At 38.4% G+C, this 20,745-nt stretch carries 19 protein-coding genes and 1 pseudogene; 19 read left to right on the forward strand and 1 reads right to left on the reverse strand.

Translation table 11 applies throughout. The features are described from left to right. Positions 1–193 precede the first annotated feature (193 nt). Entirely contained in the window at positions 194–1,285 is a 1,092-nt protein-coding gene (locus tag ACTWPX_RS09615; RefSeq protein WP_443119561.1) for an acyltransferase family protein, read from the reverse strand. A gap of 204 nt (positions 1,286–1,489) precedes the next feature. Here ACTWPX_RS09615 and murJ point away from each other — a divergent pair, with 204 nt between their 5' ends. The 19 genes and pseudogenes from murJ (at position 1,490) to wzy (ending at position 20,745) form a co-directional block, all read left to right on the forward strand. Further along, positions 1,490–3,007 carry a murein biosynthesis integral membrane protein MurJ gene (murJ, locus tag ACTWPX_RS09620; RefSeq protein WP_443119562.1) on the forward strand — a complete coding sequence of 506 codons (1,518 nt, stop codon included), beginning with the start codon at positions 1,490–1,492 and terminating at the stop codon, positions 3,005–3,007. 7 nt (positions 3,008–3,014) lie between these two features. Then, positions 3,015–3,896: a PIG-L deacetylase family protein gene (locus ACTWPX_RS09625; RefSeq protein WP_443119563.1), complete on the forward strand. Its 882-nt coding sequence runs from the start codon at positions 3,015–3,017 to the stop codon at positions 3,894–3,896. Positions 3,897–4,039: 143 nt separating this feature from the next. Continuing rightward, positions 4,040–5,122 (forward strand): glycosyltransferase, encoded by a 1,083-nt coding sequence (locus tag ACTWPX_RS09630; RefSeq protein ID WP_443119564.1) that lies wholly within the window; start codon positions 4,040–4,042, stop codon positions 5,120–5,122. Positions 5,123–5,534: 412 nt separating this feature from the next. Further along, the gene (locus ACTWPX_RS09635) at positions 5,535–5,726 is read left to right on the forward strand and encodes a hypothetical protein (RefSeq protein ID WP_443119565.1); all 192 of its coding nucleotides are present in this window, start codon (positions 5,535–5,537) and stop codon (positions 5,724–5,726) included. Positions 5,727–5,951: 225 nt separating this feature from the next. Continuing rightward, positions 5,952–6,713, forward strand: a complete 762-nt coding sequence (locus ACTWPX_RS09640) for a YveK family protein (RefSeq protein WP_443119566.1) — start codon at positions 5,952–5,954, stop codon at positions 6,711–6,713. After that, positions 6,703–7,398 carry a CpsD/CapB family tyrosine-protein kinase gene (locus ACTWPX_RS09645; RefSeq protein WP_128525714.1) on the forward strand — a complete coding sequence of 232 codons (696 nt, stop codon included), beginning with the start codon at positions 6,703–6,705 and terminating at the stop codon, positions 7,396–7,398. Before ACTWPX_RS09640 ends, ACTWPX_RS09645 begins: the two co-directional genes overlap by 11 nt. Before the next feature lie 213 nt (positions 7,399–7,611). Continuing rightward, positions 7,612–8,385: a tyrosine-protein phosphatase gene (locus ACTWPX_RS09650; protein ID WP_443119567.1), complete on the forward strand. Its 774-nt coding sequence runs from the start codon at positions 7,612–7,614 to the stop codon at positions 8,383–8,385. A gap of 255 nt (positions 8,386–8,640) precedes the next feature. After that, positions 8,641–9,414 (forward strand): tyrosine-protein phosphatase, encoded by a 774-nt coding sequence (locus ACTWPX_RS09655; protein WP_443119568.1) that lies wholly within the window; start codon positions 8,641–8,643, stop codon positions 9,412–9,414. Between the two features lie 49 nt (positions 9,415–9,463). After that, positions 9,464–11,329, forward strand: a complete 1,866-nt coding sequence (locus ACTWPX_RS09660) for a polysaccharide biosynthesis protein (protein WP_443119569.1) — start codon at positions 9,464–9,466, stop codon at positions 11,327–11,329. A gap of 23 nt (positions 11,330–11,352) precedes the next feature. Beyond that, positions 11,353–11,578, forward strand: a pseudogene (locus tag ACTWPX_RS09665) (sugar phosphate nucleotidyltransferase); the annotation flags it as partial. Positions 11,579–11,971: 393 nt separating this feature from the next. Beyond that, positions 11,972–13,081, forward strand: coding sequence for a DegT/DnrJ/EryC1/StrS family aminotransferase (locus tag ACTWPX_RS09670; RefSeq protein ID WP_443119570.1), 1,110 nt, complete (start codon positions 11,972–11,974; stop codon positions 13,079–13,081). After that, the gene (locus ACTWPX_RS09675; RefSeq protein ID WP_443119571.1) at positions 13,075–13,701 is read left to right on the forward strand and encodes a sugar transferase; all 627 of its coding nucleotides are present in this window, start codon (positions 13,075–13,077) and stop codon (positions 13,699–13,701) included. The genes ACTWPX_RS09670 and ACTWPX_RS09675 overlap by 7 nt, the downstream gene beginning before the upstream one ends. A gap of 25 nt (positions 13,702–13,726) precedes the next feature. Further along, positions 13,727–14,230, forward strand: coding sequence for a GNAT family N-acetyltransferase (locus ACTWPX_RS09680; protein ID WP_443119572.1), 504 nt, complete (start codon positions 13,727–13,729; stop codon positions 14,228–14,230). Between the two features lie 18 nt (positions 14,231–14,248). Then, positions 14,249–15,193, forward strand: a complete 945-nt coding sequence (locus ACTWPX_RS09685) for a 1-aminocyclopropane-1-carboxylate deaminase/D-cysteine desulfhydrase (RefSeq protein ID WP_443119573.1) — start codon at positions 14,249–14,251, stop codon at positions 15,191–15,193. Further along, on the forward strand, positions 15,186–16,157 hold the full coding sequence (locus ACTWPX_RS09690; RefSeq protein ID WP_443119574.1) for an ATP-grasp domain-containing protein: 972 nt from the start codon (positions 15,186–15,188) through the stop codon (positions 16,155–16,157). The genes ACTWPX_RS09685 and ACTWPX_RS09690 overlap by 8 nt, the downstream gene beginning before the upstream one ends. A 21-nt stretch (positions 16,158–16,178) precedes the next feature. Beyond that, a complete protein-coding gene (locus tag ACTWPX_RS09695) occupies positions 16,179–17,279 on the forward strand; it encodes a glycosyltransferase family 4 protein (protein WP_443119575.1) in 1,101 nt (366 codons plus the stop codon). A 23-nt stretch (positions 17,280–17,302) separates the two neighbouring features. Continuing rightward, positions 17,303–18,106 carry a glycosyltransferase family 2 protein gene (locus ACTWPX_RS09700; RefSeq protein WP_443119576.1) on the forward strand — a complete coding sequence of 268 codons (804 nt, stop codon included), beginning with the start codon at positions 17,303–17,305 and terminating at the stop codon, positions 18,104–18,106. A 43-nt stretch (positions 18,107–18,149) separates the two neighbouring features. Continuing rightward, positions 18,150–19,256, forward strand: coding sequence for a glycosyltransferase (locus ACTWPX_RS09705; RefSeq protein ID WP_443119577.1), 1,107 nt, complete (start codon positions 18,150–18,152; stop codon positions 19,254–19,256). Further along, positions 19,228–20,745 carry an O-antigen polysaccharide polymerase Wzy gene (gene wzy / locus ACTWPX_RS09710; protein ID WP_443119578.1) on the forward strand — a complete coding sequence of 506 codons (1,518 nt, stop codon included), beginning with the start codon at positions 19,228–19,230 and terminating at the stop codon, positions 20,743–20,745. The genes ACTWPX_RS09705 and wzy overlap by 29 nt, the downstream gene beginning before the upstream one ends.

Raw genomic sequence — 20,745 nt, forward strand, 5'->3', positions numbered from 1 at the left:
CAAAGAAACGCCACTTCAAAGGTTTGCTTAAGCTTGTGGGGGCTGACCAAGGCGCTTGCGCTTTTGCTTCATCCAGCTCCAGCGCCTAGCCCCTCGAGGTCTTAAGTCCAATCATTTCAGGAAGAAGGACGCTTCCTGTAATGATCGTTCTTAAGCTTGTCGGGGCTGACCAAGGCGCTTGCGCTTTTGAATTCTATGAAACTTTGAGCTTATCTGGTTCTGGAGAAATAGATTTAGGTACCTTGAACTTTCCGACAATAAATGCGCCGAAGGGCACCTTGTTGAGCAGATAGGATACGAGCAAAGGTCCACCTGCGCCGATCACGAATAACAGCAGGATGTGTACGCCTAGATTTGTATAGAAGGGCGCATTTTGCAAAAGATCTTTGACGTTATATTGGAACAATGGATGTAGTAAATAGATACTATAAGAGCTGCTGCTGATCCACATGACAAACGCAGGATTCTTCTTGATTTTTTGTGCTAGTAAATAGAGTATACAAAAAATACACAACGTATAGAGTACAATGTCGAATCGTTTGGAAGAAACGATAGAATAGATTTTATTATACCTCATCAACAATGGCACAAGCCCAGTAAGCAAGACTCCGCCGATAATTACATAGTTGTACTTTTTCAATAGATTAAGAAAGGTGTCGATATTTTTCCCTGCGTAATAAGCAATGGTGAAGTAAAAGATCCAGCCGAGGAAAGGGAGTTTGTAATAATCGAGCATGACGGCAATCCACGGGATTTGTTGAAACCACTGGAAGTTGAACATCGCCAAATAGAATAGATTGATAGCGAGAGACAACCCAATCATCAGGGCAGGGTGGAAGCGGTCGAACACTCTCTTCAATAGAAAGTGAAGGGCATAAAATTGAAAAATGATCAGGACGAAATACCCGTGCCACTTTCCTAACAGGGTCTTTGCGATGAAGGTATCAAAGAAAACACCCCAGCTGAACCTGGCATCCATGATCAGCGGATAGGCTGAATAGATGAAGGCAATAGCGAGATAAGGAACAAGTATATATAGTATCCGCTTTTTCCAAAAGGACTTTGGCAAACGATCCGGATAGGAATAGGATAAGAGAAATTCAGAGATCATTACGAAAACAGGTGTCGCGAACATCAAGGTCATTTTGAACATATAGAAGCTTTCAACAGTGAAGTCGGGCAATGTGTAATGGTGCTGCGTGACTGTGATTGAATGGATGAATACAACAGTTAAACAGGCAATAAATCGAATGAAGAAGATTTCGTCAATCATTGTCCGTTTCATGATAAGCCCCTTTCTATCGACTTCATTCTATCCTTTAGGGACGGGAAAAGATAGTTGAAATTTCCCCCAATCGTCATCATGTGGCAAAAAGGTTACGGAGAGATTACGGAAGTTTATCGTTTATGGTAAAATGCTCCGATATGATTTATAGTGGTAACTATCGGAAATCGCAATCACAGCACAGCATTGAAAGAGGTATATACATTGAAATCAAGACTAGGACTTGCCAGTATTTTATTCATTGGAGCGACATTGCTCCTCAAAGTTTCCGGGTTGATCCGGGACATGGTCATCGCATATTACTTCGGTGACAGTTACGTGGCGGATGCTTATTTGGCCGCCTTCATCATTCCGAATATGCTGATATTATTCATGACGAACGGGATGAAAAATGCCCTCGTCCCAAGCTACATCGAATCCGTCGAGGAAAATAACGGGAAGAGGTATTTAGGACAGGTGTTCAAAGGCACCTTCGTCTTAGCCTTCATCCTGTCGATCATCGGGATGCTTCTTGCTCCATATCTTATCCCGCTTTTCTATCCGGATTTCAGTCCGGAAGCGACAGAGATCGCTACATGGGTGACGGTCATCTTCTTCGCCTGTATCTCCTTCGTGGGGATGAATTCGGTGTTAGAAGCGTTCTTTGATGCGGAGAGTAAATTTTCGTTATCGATCGTTTCCCAGATCATCGTCATTTTAAGCTCGATTTTCGCTGCTTTCTTATTCGCCAATCAAATCGGTGCTTATTCATTGGCGCTCGGTTATTTGGCGGGAACGGTATTGTCACTGATTTTCAAACTGTTCCTCGTCGTACCACGGAAGGTTATGGATGTGAAGCAGAAGATCGATTGGCCTGAAGTGAAGCAGTTCTACTGGATCTTCCTGCCTGTCGGTCTGACGGTCGCGGTCGGTCAAGTCAACTTGATGGTCGGGACGATCTTCGCCAGTTACCAGGGGGAGGGTGCCGTTACCTACATCAACTACGCGAAGAACCTTGTGCACATGCCGCAAGCGATTTTCGGCGTCACGATTGCGACGATCATCTTCCCGCTGCTATCAAAAGCAGTGACAGCTGATGATACACCACAGTTCAAGAAGGGGATTGAAAAAGGGCTGACGACGATGTACCTGGTGCTCTTGCCATCGGTGCTCGGCATGATGCTCTTGATGCCGAATTTGATTGAGCTTTTCTATGAACGAGGAGCCTTCAGCAATCAAGCGACAACAGCCACGACACAGGTCGCCTACCTGTACTTCGGTTCTGTCGTGTTCTTCAGCCTGAACAATGTCATCAACAAAGGCTTCTATACAATGAAAAAAGGTCATCTAATCCTGATGATCAGCATTGGCTCGATTCTTTTGAATGTCGTATTCAATTTCATCTTTTCCAAGTGGCTCGGCTATTTAGGCATTCCACTTGCCGCATCGTTGATGGCTTTATTCTATACAGCGGCCTGTTTAGTCGTATTTGTGAAGCTCGTCGGCGGGCTCGATTTCAAATATCTTGCCATTGATTATGTGAAAATCACCGCAGCGGCTATCGTCATGAGTGGCGCCGTCCTCGGGGTCCAGCAGCTGATCGGAGGCTGGCCGAACATCGTCGAAATCATCATCGTAGCAGTTGTGGGGGCCATCGCCTTTGCCGCAGTCGCGTTTCTATTGAAGACACATGCATTTTTATTCCTATTAAACAACGTCAGAAAGCGTAATAAAAAGGGGTAGAGATTATATGAATAAAAAAGAACTTGTCATGAATATTGTCAAACCGGTCAATTATCCAGTGACGAAAGCTTTATTGACGAACCATTACCAGGGTGAGCGGACACCGGCATCTCTAGAAAACGAAAAAAAAGTGCTCGTCCTCGCTCCCCATATGGACGATGAAACGATCGGGCCTGGCGGAACACTTCGTCAACACGCTGATCATGGAGCGGAAATCCATTGTCTGTTCATGACGGATGGCGGAAGCAGTGTCAGTGATTTGAGTGTGGAAGAGTTGAAGCAGCAGCGCAAAGAGGAAATCGATCAGGTCATAGGAATTCTTGGTCTGACAGATGTTTCTTATATGAACATCCCCGATGGACACGTCAGCAGCAGTGCGGCCAACATCGATTACGTCAAAGAAAAAATCGAGACGATCAATCCTGACGTCATTTACTGCACGCCTTACATCGACGCGCACCCTGATCACACAGCGACAGCGCAATTACTTGCCGATACATTGAATGAGATGGACCGCAAGCAGGTAGTCAGACTTTATGAAATCAACTGTGCCTTCCCGCCGGATGTGATCAATTTTGTCGTGGATACTTCCAAACAGCATGACCAGAAGGTGGAAGCGACAAATGTATTCGCATCACAGGCGATTGCATTTGACGGCTTTTTAGAACTCAACAAAATCAAAGGCTATCTCACCTCCCCTAAGGTGCAGGCAGCGGAAGGATTCATCGAATGGAAAACAGAAGGGTTCATCCGTCACTGTGTAGCACATGAATCGATGTCGAGAAAGTTTCCGAAGCGATTCAAACAGGTGAACAGAACGGATACATTGCTGTGGGCGATTTTCAAAAACTATGGCTTGAAAAAGGATTTATACCGCCAGACCATTTAGTCTCTTCTCCGGGTAGGGGACGGATTGTTTTCCGTTACCCTGCCCCAGGGCTTCACGCCTTTAAGGGATGCGCCATGTACCATGAACCAACAGTAACCGGGCATTACTACATAAAAAAGGGTTTGTTCAGGAAGGAGTTTGTAATGGGGAAACGTGTGTTAGTCATCAGCAATATGTACCCGAGTAATCGAACACCGACGTATGGCATTTTCGTCAAAAACCAGGTACAGGCACTACGGGAAAAGGGTGTCCAGATCGATACGGCTGTAAACAAGGATAACCGCGGAGGGAAAATCAACCTGTTGCGCAAATACATTCTTTGGCTGGTGAAGATTCTCATCCGGTTGATTACGAACGGACGGAAATATGATGTCGTGCACGCCCATTACATCTTTCCGAGCGGACTGCCGGCGCTGTTATTCAAGAAACTGTTCAAAAGCAAACTGATCGTCACCTCTCACGGTGGCGACCTCGATCAAATGGCAAAAAAGAACCAGTTGATCTTCCGGATGACCAAGTACATCCTGAAAGAAGCCGACCATGTCATCGTCGTCGGTGAAGCATTGAAACAGGAAGTGACAGAGGAATTCGGGGTAGATAAAAACAAGGTGTCTCTGATCAACATGGGTGTGAACCGGACCGTCTTTGCGCCTACCGATTCAGCAGAAGTGAAGAAAGAGCTGCAGCTGTCTCATGATCGTTTCCACATCCTTTTCGTCGGCAACCTGATCAAAGCGAAAGGGCTGAAGGAACTGATCGCAGCCTTCCAACGCCTCCCAGATAAAAATGCGGAGCTTCACATCATCGGCAGCATGAAGGATGAAGGCTTTTTGAATGAGCTTAAATCAGATGTTACAAGTGAATATAAGGATGCCGTTCACTTTCATGGCACGAAGGATCAGCAGACACTCGGCCGCTGGATGGCAGCAGCTGACCTCTTCGTTCTCCCTTCCCACATTGAAGGCTTCGGTCTCGTCGCTTTAGAAGCGATGTCCTGCCATACACCTGTGGTCGGTACCGATGTCGGAGGTTTGCATTACTTGCTCGGCGATGGTGCCGGCATTCTCGTGGAACCGAAGGACGCTTCATCAATTCAACAGGGCATTGAACAAGCGATGGGTTCTCGTGAGCTAAGAGAGGAAATGATCCGTAAAGGCGATAAGATTGCGGAGAAAAATGATGAGCAGGTGTTATTGAACCGAATTATTGACCTTTATAACAATTAAAACGAGCAGCCTTCAATGGCATGCTCGTTTTTTCTATAAGAACGGTTTCGTAATTTTATTGGTGTGAATGGGGTCTGGGCAACCACTCGCTTTCCGTGGGCGTACGGTGAGCTTCCTCGGGCTTAAAAGCCCTGCGGGATCTCACCATGTACTATCCTCCCACAGGAGTCTCATGGTTCCCCTGACCCCATATCGTTAATGTGAAGAACGAAACCATTCTTCCTAGATAAGATTCGTGTACTTACCAGAAAAGGCTCTATAATAATTTCATAAGAGAACGTAACTTTTGCTCCAATACTCTAAGAGGTTTTTCAGAAATGTTTCGACAGCAGACATTTTAGCGCTTCTCTTTCAATGGACAAGAAAATCACTCTTTTCAGATGTACCTCGTTGATTCCACGATGAGCGTTCGGTGGTGACGCCTGCGGGAACAGCACGAGCCGAAGATCCACTTGGTCAAGGGATCTTCTTGACCAAGTTAGCTGAGGCCGTGCCCGCGGCAAGCATCCACCGACAAGCGATTCGTGAGAAGCAACAACAAACGTTGAGCCACATATTCATACCAAATGCCTTGGAAGCGAGCTGTTTCTCAACCACCCCCTAAATCTTATATAGTAACGAACCCAAGCACTAAAAGAAGATTGCTAATAATTACCTACTAAACAAATGCGGGAATTGGCCGATGTTGTATAATGGGGCATCATTATCATAGTTTAAATGAACAGGTATACCTAAATTTCAAGAAAATACTTACCAAGTACTTAAACTATGAAAGTAGTATGCTATAATATTTCTATCTATAATTCGACAAAATATTGGAGGTTCATTCATGGAAGAAACCATATCCTTGAAAGAAATTTTCGAGGTTTTAAAGAAGAGAATCTGGTTGATCCTCGGCTTAGCAGCAGGAGCAGCCATCATCAGTGCAGCCATTACGCTTTTTGTTTTAACACCGACGTATGAAGCATCAACACAGTTCATCGTCAATCAGTCTCAAGAACAATCGGAGAATTCTCCCTATGATATCAATGATATAAAGACAAATGTGGAACTCATTAATACTTATAATGTGATTATCCAAAGTCCGAGAATCCTGGACGCGGTAGTGGAAGAATTGGAATTGAATATGACATCAGGGGATTTGTCGAACAAGCTGCAGGTTGCAAATGCCGAGCAATCGCAGGTTGTAAATGTCACAGTAACAGACCCTGATCCACAAAGAGCGGCGGAGATTGCCAATACGACTGTCAATGTATTCAAAGAAGAGATTCCACAGTTGATGAGTGTCGATAATGTCAACGTTCTATCAAGCGCGAATGTCGGATCGAACCCATCACCAGTAAGTCCGAATACGGTGTTGAACATCGCTATTGCGCTCGTTGTCGGGTTGATGGTCGGAGTAGGAATCGCTTTCTTACTGGAATACCTTGATAACACGATCAAGTCGGAAACGGATATTGAAGAATCCTTAGGCATGCCGGTCCTTGGTGTTGTATCTACCATTACAGAAAACGACATTCCAACCCGGACGGCTCGTACAAGAAAAAAGCCGGAAGTAACCGAAATGAGGGGTGAATCAGTTGGCACGTAAAAAGAATATAGCCCTTAATACGAGAGCAAGAAGGTTGATTGCTGATGAGAATCCGAAATCACCGATTGCTGAACAGTTCCGAACAATCCGCACAAACTTACAATTTACGACCGTCGATCATGATTTAGAAACAATGCTCGTCACATCTGCGAGCCCATCTGAAGGAAAATCGATTACGACAGCGAATACGGCCGTGGTCTTTGCCCAGCAGGGGAAGAAAGTCCTGCTTGTCGATGCCGACCTGCGTAAACCGACCATCCATTACACATTCCGGATTGGAAATACAAAAGGATTGAGCAATTACTTAGTCAGTGAACAAGCGGTTACCGACTTGGCAACGAATAGCGAAGTCAAAAACTTGGATTTACTGCCATGTGGTCCAATCCCGCCGAACCCGTCTGAGCTTCTCGGTTCGCAAAAGATGAAGGCATTCATCGAAGAAGCGAAGAAAACGTATGATATGATTATTTTTGATACCCCACCGGTACTAGCTGTCACTGATTCTCAAGTCTTATCAAGCTTTGTCGACGGTGTACTACTCGTCGTCAGAAGTAAACAGACAGAGAAAGAAGCAGCTGTGAAAGCGAAAGAACACTTGCAGCAATCTAATGCGAATCTACTAGGTGCGGTCTTGAACGATCAAGACTTGAAATCAAGTAACTATTATTATTATTATGGACAATAAGCGAAGAGAGAATGGGTAGTTAGACTCCATTCTCTCTTTTTTATATACCTAAAGACCTATAAATAATTAAAAATTTGTAGAAAAAATAAATATAAAGTCGAATGATAAATAAGTGAATAACCTTTATTTACTAATTGCATGTTGGTATAATCAAATATAGTATTATAAAAAGAGAAAAGTATAGGATTATGAAACGGAAGGGGAGTAGTTCTTTTGGTAGATATTCATAGCCACATCCTGCCTGGGGTCGATGATGGAGCCCAGACGATGGATGAAAGTATAAAAATGGCGGAAGCGGCCGTAGCAGACGGCATTGATAAAATAGTCGCTACCCCGCACCATAAGAATGGTGCGTATGACAATTTCAAACACAATGTACTGATTCAAGTTGGGGAACTGAACCGTACATTCGAAGAACGGAATATTCCGCTCGAAGTACTGCCAGGTCAAGAGACAAGAATTTATGGTGAGATGATCGATGGGATAGAAAAGAATGAAATCCTAACCATCAATGAAGATACAAAATACGTATTTGTCGAGTTTCCATCGAACGCTGTTCCGCGCTATGCGTCACAGCTGTTTTTTGATTTACAGGTGGCAGGCTATCAGCCGATTATCGTGCATCCCGAGCGTAACAAGCAACTTATCGAAGATCCCGATTTGTTGTATTCCTTCGTCAAACGGGGAGCCTTCACACAGCTGACGGCCGGAAGTGTTTGCGGTCATTTCGGGAAGAAAATTAAAAAGTTCTCTGAGCAATTGATCGAGGCGAACTTGGCCCATGTAATTGCAACTGACGCCCATAATGATTCAACAAGAGGCTTCTGTCTGAAAGATGCTTACAGTGAAGTGAGGAAAAATTTCGGGCTTGATATGGTCTATTTGTTGTCAGAAAATGCAGAAGACATCATCGCTGGAGACGTTCTTACCTCAGAACCTCCTGCACATGTGAAAAAAAGCAAGATTCTAGGGATTTTCAATCGATAGATCTCTTAGGATGGAAAACTATAGTAACTTTTAGTATGAAGTTATATGCTAGAGTTACTCTTTTTTTCGTTGAATTTTAACAATGTAAGCGGATTATCAATAATTTATTACATTTTATATGAAAATATTGCAAATAACTACAATTCCACCCTTCAATGCGACAACGCAAACTGCTATAATGAATTTATTACAATAAAGTGACGGAAATGGAAAAATAGCAATCAAGCATATTGCAGACAAGGGAGAAGGTACATTTTGATAGATATTCACAACCACATTTTGCCAGGTGTCGATGACGGAGCTCAGACAATTGAAGACAGCATAGCTATGGCAAGGGCAGCGGTAGAAGATGGTATCCATACCATAATAGCGACCCCCCACCATCAAAATGGCCGGTACATAAACGCTAGACAGGAGGTCCTTCCACTTGTCGAAAATCTCAACAACCATCTAGAAAACCACAACATCCCGCTGAACGTGCTGCCAGGCCAGGAATCACGGATTCATGGCGAAATGATCGAGGGATTGAAGGAAACTGTCATCCTGCCATTGAACGACAAAGAAAATGGCTATGTATTTGTCGAATTTCCCTCTAATCACGCCCCGAGGTATGCAAAACAGATGCTTTTCGATATCCAGGTCGCCGGTTATCAACCAATCATCGTCCACCCAGAACGGAACACCCAGCTCATCCAGGAGCCAGATCTTTTGTTGGAAATGGTCGAAAAAGGAACCTACACCCAAGTGACCGCCGCAAGTGTCATTGGCCGATTCGGCAAAAAAATAAAGAAATTCACTCACCAATTAATCGAATCGAATCTAACTCACCTCATCGCTTCTGATGCTCATAATACGACGTCGAGAGGCTTTTGTATGAGCGAAGCTTTTGATGAAGTGGAAAAAGAGTTCGGTCCGGAAATTGTCGATTTGTTTTTGGAAAACAGTGAAGCTGTCGTTTCAGGTGAAGCACTGATGAGTGACCAGCCACAGCCTGTTAAGAAAAAGAAATTGCTCGGTATATTCGGGTGAATAAAGAAGTACTAACAAGAACCATACACAAGAAAGGAGAGGATAGTTTATGACAACAGCTTATCGAAGACGTTTATTCCTGCTGATTGCCATTGATTCAATCATCGTTTCCTTTTCCATCTACATGTCGCATTTCTTCTTGAATCCATATGTCGCCGTTTTCGACGGGATCATGGTTGTATCATCTCTTGCTCTATTAATCTCACATCATTTATTTTCAAGCATGCTCGGTATGTATAAGAAGAAATGGCGTTATGCGAGTACAGAAGAACTGCTCGGCATCTTTACTGTCGTCACTCTATCTATTATATCGACAGCAATCATTCAAGTTTTAGCTTTTGGAATGATTTATGAACGAGCGCTCACGATCACGTGGATGTTACATGTCTTATTGATCGGTGGAGTGAGGTTCGCATGGCAGTATTATAAAACCTATGGAATTACGGTGAATCCGAAACTGAGAAAAGCGAAGATTCTCAGTCAAAATCCTAACCGCCAAAAGACATTGATTGTCGGAGCAGGAGCAGCCGGGCGGATGTTGGCAAGACAGATGAACAGCTCTAAGGAATTCAATGGGGAAGTCACCGGCTTTGTAGACGATGATTTCACGATGCACCATTTGACGGTCAGTGGGTTACCGGTTTTTGGTAATACAGAAAAAATAAAACAGATTGTAGAAAAATATCAGGTCAATCACATTGTTATCGCCATGCCATCAGTAGAGCGCGAACGTGTGAAGGAAATTATTCAAAATGCAAAAAGTGTTGTGAAAAATGTTCAGACACTACCGATGATTGAAGATATCGCACTTGGTAATGTGTCCGTCAATCAAATCCGCGATGTAGAAATAGAAGATTTGTTAGGACGTGACCCTGTCGAACTTGATATCGACTCGATTGAGTCCGAAGTAAAAGGGAGAACGGTTATGGTTACAGGCGCCGGTGGCAGTATCGGCTCAGAAATTTGTCGTCAGCTCGTCAAGTTTGGGCCAGAGCGTCTCATTTTACTCGGTCATGGAGAAAACAGCATTTATACGATTCATATGGAATTAAAACATTACGACATCGATACAGAACTTGTCACCGTTATCGCTGATGTTCAGGATCGAGAGCGAATCTTCCAAGTCGTGGGGGATTATGCACCTACCTATATCTATCATGCAGCGGCCCACAAACATGTACCATTGATGGAAGCGAATCCGAAAGAAGCGGTGAAGAATAACGTGATTGGGACGAAAAATGTCGCTGAAGCAGCTGACCATGCCGGTGTGAAAACATTCGTGCTTGTTTCAACTGATAAGGCGGTAAACCCACCGAACGTGATGGGCTCGACGAAGCGGATAGCGGAAATGGTGATCCAGAACCTGAGTAAAAGAAGCCGGACGAATTTTGTCGCGGTACGGTTTGGGAACGTTCTCGGAAGTCGAGGCAGTGTGATTCCATTGTTTAAGAAACAGATTGCTGCTGGAGGTCCAGTTACCGTAACTCATCCAGACATGACGCGTTATTTCATGACAATTCCAGAAGCTTCACGGTTGGTACTTCAAGCGGGGGCACTAGCCCGTGGCGGAGAAGTGTTTGTTCTTGATATGGGTGAACCGGTGAAGATCGTTGATCTAGCGAGGAACTTGATACACTTGTCCGGGTTTACGGAGAATGAGATTCCGATTGAGTTCAATGGAATCAGACCTGGTGAGAAGATGTACGAGGAGCTTCTGAGTGAAAAAGAAGTTGATAAGAACCCAGTGTTTCCTAAAATCTTTATTGGGAAGACGGTGGAGTTTGACTATGAACTGGTAGATTATTTAGTTCATCATCATGGAGATAGCAGTGTAGAAGACTTAAGGAAATATGCGATTGATTTGGCTAATAACCGACTGGAAGCTAGTGAAAAGGTTATTGAAAAGGTCCTATAGGTTTTTAAAAGGGAGGTATCATTATGGGGAAAGTGAAAAAAGCTATTATTCCGGCTGCTGGATTAGGGACACGCTTCCTGCCAGCGACAAAAGCGATGCCGAAAGAAATGTTGCCGATCGTTGATAAGCCGACGATTCAATACATTGTAGAAGAAGCAATTTGAAGATATTATTATTGTCACAGGTAAAAGCAACCGTGCCATTGAAGGTCACTTTGATAAAAACTTCGATCTAGAGGATAACCTTACGTAAAAAGGAAAGTGCGATTTGCTTAATAAAGTAAATAAGATGTCAAATGTAGAATTATGTAATGTGGGGGTAGATGTGTATTCTTCTAGGGAATATCCTCTATAAATAGACGATAGACATTGTTTTATCTTAGAAGATAGGAAGTCTTAAATATAGAATATCACTTAGTAGGTAGACTAACAATTACTGAAAGGGTTAGCCAATCTATCATATTATGAAACATATTATTATAATAATGGTTCTAAATGTATATAGTGTCTCCTCAAATTACTGCAGGAGACACTGTCATGTGGTGGTTATTTAGAAAAAATACTTATATTATAATTAAGCACTAAGTAACTTAGCACTTTTATTAATAAAAAGATTCAGTTGAAAGAGGAAGGACGTTTTTAAATGGTAAATAAAATATTTCTATCATCACCACATATGAGCGATGAAGGGTATGAAATGGAATATGTACAAGAAGCTTTTGATACAAATTGGATAGCTCCTTTAGGGAAAAACGTTAATGAGTTTGAAAATGAATTTGCTATAAATGTCGGTATCAAACATGCAGCTGCACTTAGTTCAGGTACTGCAGCAATACATTTGGCACTGAAAGCGATTGGTGTAGAAGAAGGGGATATTGTTTTTTGTCCTACGCTAACATTCTCTGCAACTGCGAATCCAATTATATATCAAAGCGCTACTCCGGTATTCATCGACAGTGACGAAGAGACTTGGAATATGTGTCCTAAAGCCCTGGATGAAGCATTTAAAAAGTATCCGAATGTGAAGGCTGTAATTGTAGTCCACCTTTACGGGTTATCAGCAAACATGGATGCAATAATGGAAATTTGTGAACATCATAACGTTAAAGTCATTGAAGATGCTGCTGAGTCGCTAGGAAGTTACTATAAAGGGTTCCACACAGGGACAATTGGGGATTATGGAGTTTTTTCATTTAATGGAAACAAAATAATTACTACTTCTGGCGGTGGGATGCTAGTTTCCAATAATGAAGAAAGAATTAATAAGACTCGTTTTTGGGCAACACAGGCAAGAGATCAAGCACGTCATTATGAACATAGCGAACTAGGATATAACTATAGAATGAGTAATATCTCGGCAGGGATTGGAAGAGGACAGCTAAAAGTATTAGATGATAGAGTTGCAAAGAAAAACTATATCTACAATTACTATAAACAAGAATTAGGCTCCTTAGAAGGTATAGAGTTTATGCCAAATGAAGAAAAAAATAAATCTAACTATTGGTTGAGTTGTATAACTTTGCAAGGAAAAGTAAGACCATTTGAAATTATAGAAGCTTTGGAAAAAGAAAACATAGAAGCAAGACCTATCTGGAAACCAATGCACAAGCAACCATATTTTAGTGAGTACGCATATGTAGGGAAAAATGTAGCGGAGAAATTATTTGAGAACGGGGTATGTCTACCGAGTGATACGAAGATAAGCGATAACGGTCTTAAGAAAATTGTAGAAATTATTAAGGGGTTATGGTGATAGTGAGAACTTCAAATTTATTTATTAAACGGTTGATTGATTTTATTGGAAGTTTTTTTGGTTTAATTACAATATCACCAATTTTAATTATAATAGCAATTTTAATTAAAATAACTTCGCGTGGACCGCTTTTTTTTAAACAAGAGAGACTTGGGAAGAGTGGGAAAAGATTTAAAGTTATAAAATTTAGAACTATGGTTATAAATGCTGAAAAAATAGGAAACGGATTGTTTATTAAAACAGAAAATGATAACCGTATAACAAAAATCGGTAAATTTTTGCGTGCTAATAGTCTTGACGAACTTCCCCAACTCTGGAATGTTTTAATTGGTGAAATGAGCCTAGTGGGACCAAGACCACCAGTTCCCCATCATCCATATCAATATAATGATTATAATGAATTTCAAGTCAAGAGGTTTAGTATGAAACCTGGAATAACAGGGTTGACACAGGTTACGGTAAGAAACTCTGTTCCGTGGGAAAGAAGAATACCTGTTGACGTAAAATATGTAGAGGATTTTAATATCCTCTTAGATATAAAAATCCTACTTAAAACCTTCAAAAAAATATTTGTCAAAGAAAGTATTTATTTAGAAAATAATAATAAAGGCTCAAACTAATATAGTAATATTGGGGTGAAAAAGTATGATAGATATTCGAAAGTTTCAGGAAAAAGATATCCCTTACAAAGTTAAATGGATTAACGATGAAAACAACAATAAGTATCTTCATTTTGATTTACCCTTGCGTGAAGATAAGACTTTGACATGGTTTAATAAAGCTAAAGAAAGAGAAGACCGGGTTGATTACACCGTTACTTACGAAGGTGAACCTGCTGGATTAGTTGGACTACTAAACATTGATTATAAGAATAAAAAAGCAGAATATTATATTACTCTTGGTGAAGAAAGGTTTAAAGGTAAGGGCATAGCTAACGTTGCTACAGAGTTATTAATAAAAATAGCATATGAAAAGATAGGCTTAAATAAAATATACCTTTATACAGAAGTCGAGAATATTAAAGCCCAGAGACTTTTTGAAAGAATTGGCTTTGATAGGGAAGGACTACTAAAAAATGACTTGTTTCATAATGGGAAACAAATTGATAGATATGTTTATGGATTAGATGTTGAAAGGTATATCCAGTAGGGAAATAGGTGGTGAAACATGGATTTAAATAAATTAACTGATACGCCTGTTCAAAGGATAGATGAAAAATTAAACAACAATACGTTATATATTAAACGTGATGACCTTCTGCCGACTTCATTCGGTGGTAACAAGGCTAGAAAAGCTTCGTATTTCTTTAGAGATTTAATACAAAAAGAGTGTGATTGTATAGTAACGTATGGCAGTAGTAGTTCTAATCATTGTCGGGTAATAGCCAACATTGCAGCTTCAGAGAAGATACCCTGCTATATCATTTCACCGAGTGAATCTAATCATCTTACATTTAATTCTAAAATAATTAACTTATTTAACGCAAAAGTTACAAATTGTTCGATAAGTGATGTGAAAGTTACAATTGATAGGAAATTAGGAGAACTAAATGATAAAGGATACAAGCCTTACTTTATTGAGGGGGGAGGGCATGGAAATCTAGGTACTAAAGCATATATCGATGCTTATGATGAGATATTAAGGTTTGAGAATATAACAGATGTCCATTTTGATTACATATTTCATACCTCTGGGACAGGGACCACGCAAGCTGGTCTTGTGGTCGGGAATGTACTAAATGGGGATGACAGAGAAATTATTGGAATAAGTAATGCTAGAAAAAATCCTTATGGTCGCCAGGTAGTTCTTGAAAGCGTGAATACTTATTTGAAAAGCATAAACGAAAACTCCGTAAAAGAAAATATAATCAAATTTATAGATGAATATGTCCTTGAAGGTTATGGAGATTTTAATGATCACATATTAAACACCTTAGAGGATATGATGAAAAATGAGGGTATTCCTATGGACACAACTTATACTGCTAAAGGCTATTGGGGTATGAAGGAATATATTAAAAAAAATCATATAAATAGTAAAAACATTCTTTTTATACATACTGGCGGTACACCTTTATTTTTCGATAGTTTGGGGGAGATTTCCAATGAATGAGGATGTAAATATACTAATACTAAGTTGTGGAACGAGGAATAAAATAGTGCAATACTTTAGGCGGGAAATATTAGGGAAAGGCGAAGTAATAGCTACGGACTGTAGCCCTCTCGCCCCTGCCTTATATGAAGCAGATAAACATTTCATTGTTCCGCGAATTGATGATGACTCATACTTAGAAGAAATTTTTCGGATTTGTCAAGACAATAATGTTAAAGGTATTTTATCACTAATTGATCCAGAAATTAGTCTACTTGCTGAAAATAAACATGAGTTTATTAATAATGGGATAACACCACTAATTTCAAATTTAGACATAGTGGATATCTGTTTTGATAAATATAAAATGTTTAAATTTCTTGTTGAAAGTGGTTTTAATACAGCTAAAAGTTATATAAATAAAGAAGAGTTCTATAAAGATATAAATGACGGAAATATTTCTTATCCAGTATTTGTTAAACCTCTAAATGGAAGTGCAAGTCTCAATATAAGCATGGTAAATTCAAAAGAGGAAATTGAATTGCTGTTCAGTCGTTTCGATAACTTAATGATTCAAGAGTATATGGACGGAGAGGAATATGGAGCGGACGTTTACATTGATATGATTTCAGGCGAAACAGTCAGCATTTTTGTAAAAGAAAAATTAAAAATGCGTGCAGGTGAGACTGATAAAGCCAAATCTGTAATTGATAAAGAGTTATTTGATTTAATTAAGTCATTTGTGAAAATTGCAGGTTTTAAAGGAATTATAGATATTGATATTTTTAAAATCAACAATAAATATTATATATCTGAAGTAAATCCCCGTTTCGGCGGTGGATACCCTCATGCATATGAAGTAGGAATTAACATTCCAGAGATGATTATTAAAAATGTAAATGGAACAGTAAATGAAAGTCTAATTGGTCATTATAAACACGGTATCTATATGATGAAATATAATGAAGTGTTAATTAAAGAATAATACTTCGAAAGGACTTTGCTGATGAAAATACTATATGTTTCAACTTTATCAAATACAATTAACGCATTTATGATTCCGCATATAGAATTATTACTACAACAAGGACACAAGGTGGATATAGTTTGTAATGTAGTTAATGAGATTAACCCTAAAATCATTAAACGTGGTGTTAGGGTTTTTAACCTTAACATACGACGATCTCCATTAAGTAAAAGTAATTTTGATTCTTATAAAAAATTAAAAAGAATTATAAGAAGGGAGAAATATGATATTGTTCACACCCATACTCCAGTAGCTTCAGTTTTAGCTAGGTTATCATGTAAAAAATTAAATAATGTAAAAGTAATCTATACAGCACATGGATTTCATTTTCATAAAGGAGCGCCTTTTAAAAATTGGCTGGTATATTTTCCACTTGAATATTATTTATCCAAACATACTGACGAAATTATTACTGTTAACGAAGAGGATTTTAACAGAGCTAAAAAATTTTTTAATGCCGCACATGTTAGCTATATACCAGGTGTTGGGCTTAATACAAATGAATTTAGCAATGTAAGGGTGAACAAAGAAGATAAGTTTAATGAGATAGGTTTAGAAGTTAATAATATCGTCTTACTAACTGTTGCTGAACTTAATAAAAATAAAAATCAAGAAACTGCAATAAGAGCGGTTGCAAAATTAAATAATCCTAATATCCAATATTTAATTTGCGGGGAAGGCCCATCGAAGGATCATTTAGTGGACTTAACTAAAAACCTAGGCATTGAAAACCAAGTTAAGTTTCTAGGATATAGAAACGATGTAGCTCAGCTCTGTAAAGCAGCAGACATTTTCGTATTCCCTTCAAGACGTGAAGGTCTTGGTATGGCAGCCTTAGAAGCTATGGCAACAGGGTTACCTCTAATTACTTCAAATGTGCATGGTATAGTCGATTATTCGATAAATAATAAAAGTGGTTATTCCTTTAGCCCGGCTGATGTTAATGGTTTTGCTTCAGGGATAAAAAAATTAGTAGAGGAACCCGAATTGCGTATTAGAATGGGTGCCCAAAATGTGGAAAGTGTAAAAAAGTTCGATCTATCTAATGTAATTAAGTGTTTAGATTCAATATATAAATAGCTATTATATCTGGGGAGGATATTATGCCAAAGGTTAGTGTAGCAATGAGTGTCTATAATGGAGAGAAACATCTCGCAGAATCAATCCAATCAGTTTTGAATCAAACCTTTAAGGATTTTGAATTTATAATATGTGATGATGCTTCTACTGATAATAGCATTGACATAATCAATCAATACATAAGTAAAGATAATAGGATAATCCTTATTAGAAATGAAGTTAATGAGGGACTAGCTTCTTCTCTAAACAGTTGTATTAATAAGTCAAAAGGAGAATATATTGCTAGAATGGATGCAGATGATTTATCGGTAGAAGACAGATTTGAAAAACAAGTGTTACATTTAGAGAATAACCCTCAAACAGCTTTTGTCTGTGGAGGAGTATATTTATTTGATGATAATGGTACTTGGGGAAAAAGAAATAGTAGTAGAAGCCTAACGAAAGAGAATATATTTAAATATCAACCCATAGCCCACCCCACGACCATGATAAGAAAGTCAGTTTTAGAACTCGTGCAGGGCTATACTGTTGCTTCTTATACAAGGCGAGGACAAGATTTTGATTTATGGTGTAAAATATATTCGTTAGGACTTAAAGGGGAAAAATTGAAAGGTTACGTATTATATTATAGGGAGGATAAAACCGCTTATAAAAAGAGACTGTTTAAATATCGATTAGATTCCTATAAAATGAAAAAGATGTGGAGACGTAGTCTCAATTTACCAATTTATTATGAATTATTCGCTTATAAACCTTTAGTAGCTGGCTTAACACCCAAATTTGTATTAGAAAAATATCATAAGAAAAAGTTCAAAAAAAACATTTGATTATGATATAAAATCGTGATTTTTATTGGAGTGTATTAAAGAAATGAAAAAAATAATGTTTGTGATAGGGGTATTGAGTAATGGAGGTGCGGAACGTGTAGTATCTATACTAGCAAAGCAGCTCTGTGATATGGGGTATGAAGTAAATATTATAACTATTTATGGAAATAAAAATGATTATTTACTAGATGATAGAGTTAATATCCACTCTCTAGATCATTCTTCAAAGAATAAGATAATCAGGATATTTGAAATTATATATAAAACAAGGAAAATAATAAAAAAAATTAATCCTAATATCATAATCTCATTTGTAGCAATTATAAATATCTATACTATATTATCTAATCTCCTTTTAAAGAACAGACTTATAGTATCTGAAAGAAATGACCCATACCAAAACCCGGAAAATAAATACTTGAGAATTATAAGGGATATCCTCTATAAATTCGCAGATGGATTTGTTTTCCAAACCAAGGATGCTAAAAATTACTTTGTCCAACCCATTCAACACCTTGGTACTATTATTCCAAATCCAATTAACACATCACTTCCTTACTGGAATGAAAGTAAAAAGAGCCACACAATTATAACTGCATGTAGATTATCAAAACAAAAAAATTTACCAATGTTAATAGAGGCTTTTGAAGAGATAAAGAAGAAGTATCCTAATTATAAATTAAAAATCTTTGGTGTTGGAGAATTAAGGGAGGACTTGTTAAGGATTATAGGACAAAAAGGGCTTGAAAATGATGTATTCTTACCTGGATTTTCAAAAAACATACATGTTGAAATGGTAAACTCATCACTTTTTGTTATACCCTCAAATTATGAAGGAATTTCAAACTCCATGTTGGAGGCGTTAGCTATAGGAGTCCCAGTCATTTCGACAGACTCTCCTATAGGAGGGGCAAAAATGTTTATTAGAGATGGAGAGAACGGAATGCTTATCAAAGTAGGAGACACCTGGGGATTAGTAAGTGCAATGGATAAGATAATCTCCGACAAAAAGTATGCTCTAGATCTCTCTTACGAATCTAGGAAGATAAGAAATGAGATATCTCAAGAAGTAGTGGCAAAAATGTGGATTGGCTATATTCATAAGGTATATGGAGGCAAAAATGGAGTCTCAAGTAATGTTAAGGAATAATTTTAAGAAAAATAACAACTTTGAAATAGGGCTAATAACTCTATTTCTATCAATTATCTCGTATTTAGCATATTTAGCAACTTTAGCTATAATAAAAGTTGATACTGAAAATGGTTTGTTAATACTTACATTTAGTTGGTTTGGAATATTTCTCGCAATATTCATTGTGAATTCATGGAAAAAAATAACAGGTTCTATATTTACCCCTTATACAATTTTTATGTTATTCTTCTTTTTATTTAATTATGGTCAACCATTTATGTGGGCAATAGGAATCCATACACCAAAGGAAATAGGCCAAACTATATTGTTTCCTGGATTAGGGGTGCCTTCCGATGGAGATATAATTAAAGCCCAATCCTTAACTCTCATATCGATATTGATGTTTCACTTAGGAGCGGTTTTGTCCTTTAAAAAAAACCTTAAGTTAAAGTATAATGTAAAGTTGGTCAGAAAATTATATAAAAATAACGATACTACAATCATTAAAACTATATTTATTTCGGCTTTAATTATAGGAATAGTAGTTATTCCTATAACACTTTATTATGCTTATAATGATCTGCAAATTGCTTCTAGTCAAGGATATAAGTCATTATATTATTCAGAATTCTCTAATAATGAAGCGACGGTTTTAGGACTACTAACGAGGATGTTTTTTCCTTGTCTTGTAGGGTTACTTATCGGTAGTAAATTTAATAAAAAAGTAAGGATAAGTGTTTATATTATTTTCTTCATTTACTTATTGTTACATTTACTAGCTGGTGATAGAGGCTCTTGGGTGTACAAAATAGTTATCTTAATTTGGCTTAGTCATAAGTGTTATAAACCTATAAATTTTAAAGCTTTATTTAAGTATCTTATTACTTCCTTTGTAGGGTTGTATATTACCGATGCTATAGTATCGATGAGACACATTGGACTAGCTAACCTTTCAGTTTCAGATTTTATTAATGCTTTTTCTTTTAAAAATTCTATTATTATTTCTACCTTTTTTGAAATGGGTGGATCTATGAAAACAACAATTGTATTGCAAAAATTTGGATGGGATATATGGCCCTATGCTAACACTTATCTATTAGCCCTTATGGGGATGATAACGAATAATGTTATCTATGCATTCGATATTCCATTCTCCTTGATAAGTAGTTGGTTTTCACAAGATTACCTAGGTATTTCATGGGGGGCCGGATTTTCAATTGTTGCAGAAGCATTATTAAATAGTGGTCCTTTTTTTGCTCCTTTTATAATGCTTATATTGGGTTATATTATTTCATCGTTAATATATATAGACACAAAGTATAATTATTTAAATAAACCACTTCGTTTTCTTTTTGTGGCTTCTACTTTACATGCTTTATTACCAGTTTCAAGGAACTATTTTCATTTACTATTAAAAGACTGGTTTTATGGTGTAATACCCTTTTTTATTGTAATATTTATAATTTGGAATCTACCTATCAAACATCAAAAAAGAAATTATAAATAA

The sequence above is a fragment of the Halobacillus sp. H74 genome (assembly GCF_052246715.1).
Classification (GTDB): Bacteria; Bacillota; Bacilli; order Bacillales; family Halobacillaceae; genus Halobacillus; species Halobacillus litoralis_A.

What these genes read in the sequence shown, in the direction of transcription:
- ACTWPX_RS09680 (WP_443119572.1), top strand. Translation starts at nt 13,727, where the DNA reads ATGATAGATATTCGAAAGTTTCAGGAAAAAGATATCCCTTACAAAGTT.
- ACTWPX_RS09675 (WP_443119571.1), top strand. Translation starts at nt 13,075, where the DNA reads ATGGTGATAGTGAGAACTTCAAATTTATTTATTAAACGGTTGATTGAT.
- ACTWPX_RS09660 (WP_443119569.1), top strand. Translation starts at nt 9,464, where the DNA reads ATGACAACAGCTTATCGAAGACGTTTATTCCTGCTGATTGCCATTGAT.
- ACTWPX_RS09640 (WP_443119566.1), top strand. Translation starts at nt 5,952, where the DNA reads ATGGAAGAAACCATATCCTTGAAAGAAATTTTCGAGGTTTTAAAGAAG.
- wzy (WP_443119578.1), top strand. Translation starts at nt 19,228, where the DNA reads ATGGAGTCTCAAGTAATGTTAAGGAATAATTTTAAGAAAAATAACAAC.
- ACTWPX_RS09615 (WP_443119561.1), bottom strand. Translation starts at nt 1,285, where the DNA reads ATGAAACGGACAATGATTGACGAAATCTTCTTCATTCGATTTATTGCC.
- ACTWPX_RS09695 (WP_443119575.1), top strand. Translation starts at nt 16,179, where the DNA reads ATGAAAATACTATATGTTTCAACTTTATCAAATACAATTAACGCATTT.
- ACTWPX_RS09705 (WP_443119577.1), top strand. Translation starts at nt 18,150, where the DNA reads ATGAAAAAAATAATGTTTGTGATAGGGGTATTGAGTAATGGAGGTGCG.
- ACTWPX_RS09630 (WP_443119564.1), top strand. Translation starts at nt 4,040, where the DNA reads ATGGGGAAACGTGTGTTAGTCATCAGCAATATGTACCCGAGTAATCGA.
- ACTWPX_RS09685 (WP_443119573.1), top strand. Translation starts at nt 14,249, where the DNA reads ATGGATTTAAATAAATTAACTGATACGCCTGTTCAAAGGATAGATGAA.
- ACTWPX_RS09625 (WP_443119563.1), top strand. Translation starts at nt 3,015, where the DNA reads ATGAATAAAAAAGAACTTGTCATGAATATTGTCAAACCGGTCAATTAT.
- ACTWPX_RS09670 (WP_443119570.1), top strand. Translation starts at nt 11,972, where the DNA reads ATGGTAAATAAAATATTTCTATCATCACCACATATGAGCGATGAAGGG.
- ACTWPX_RS09700 (WP_443119576.1), top strand. Translation starts at nt 17,303, where the DNA reads ATGCCAAAGGTTAGTGTAGCAATGAGTGTCTATAATGGAGAGAAACAT.
- ACTWPX_RS09690 (WP_443119574.1), top strand. Translation starts at nt 15,186, where the DNA reads ATGAATGAGGATGTAAATATACTAATACTAAGTTGTGGAACGAGGAAT.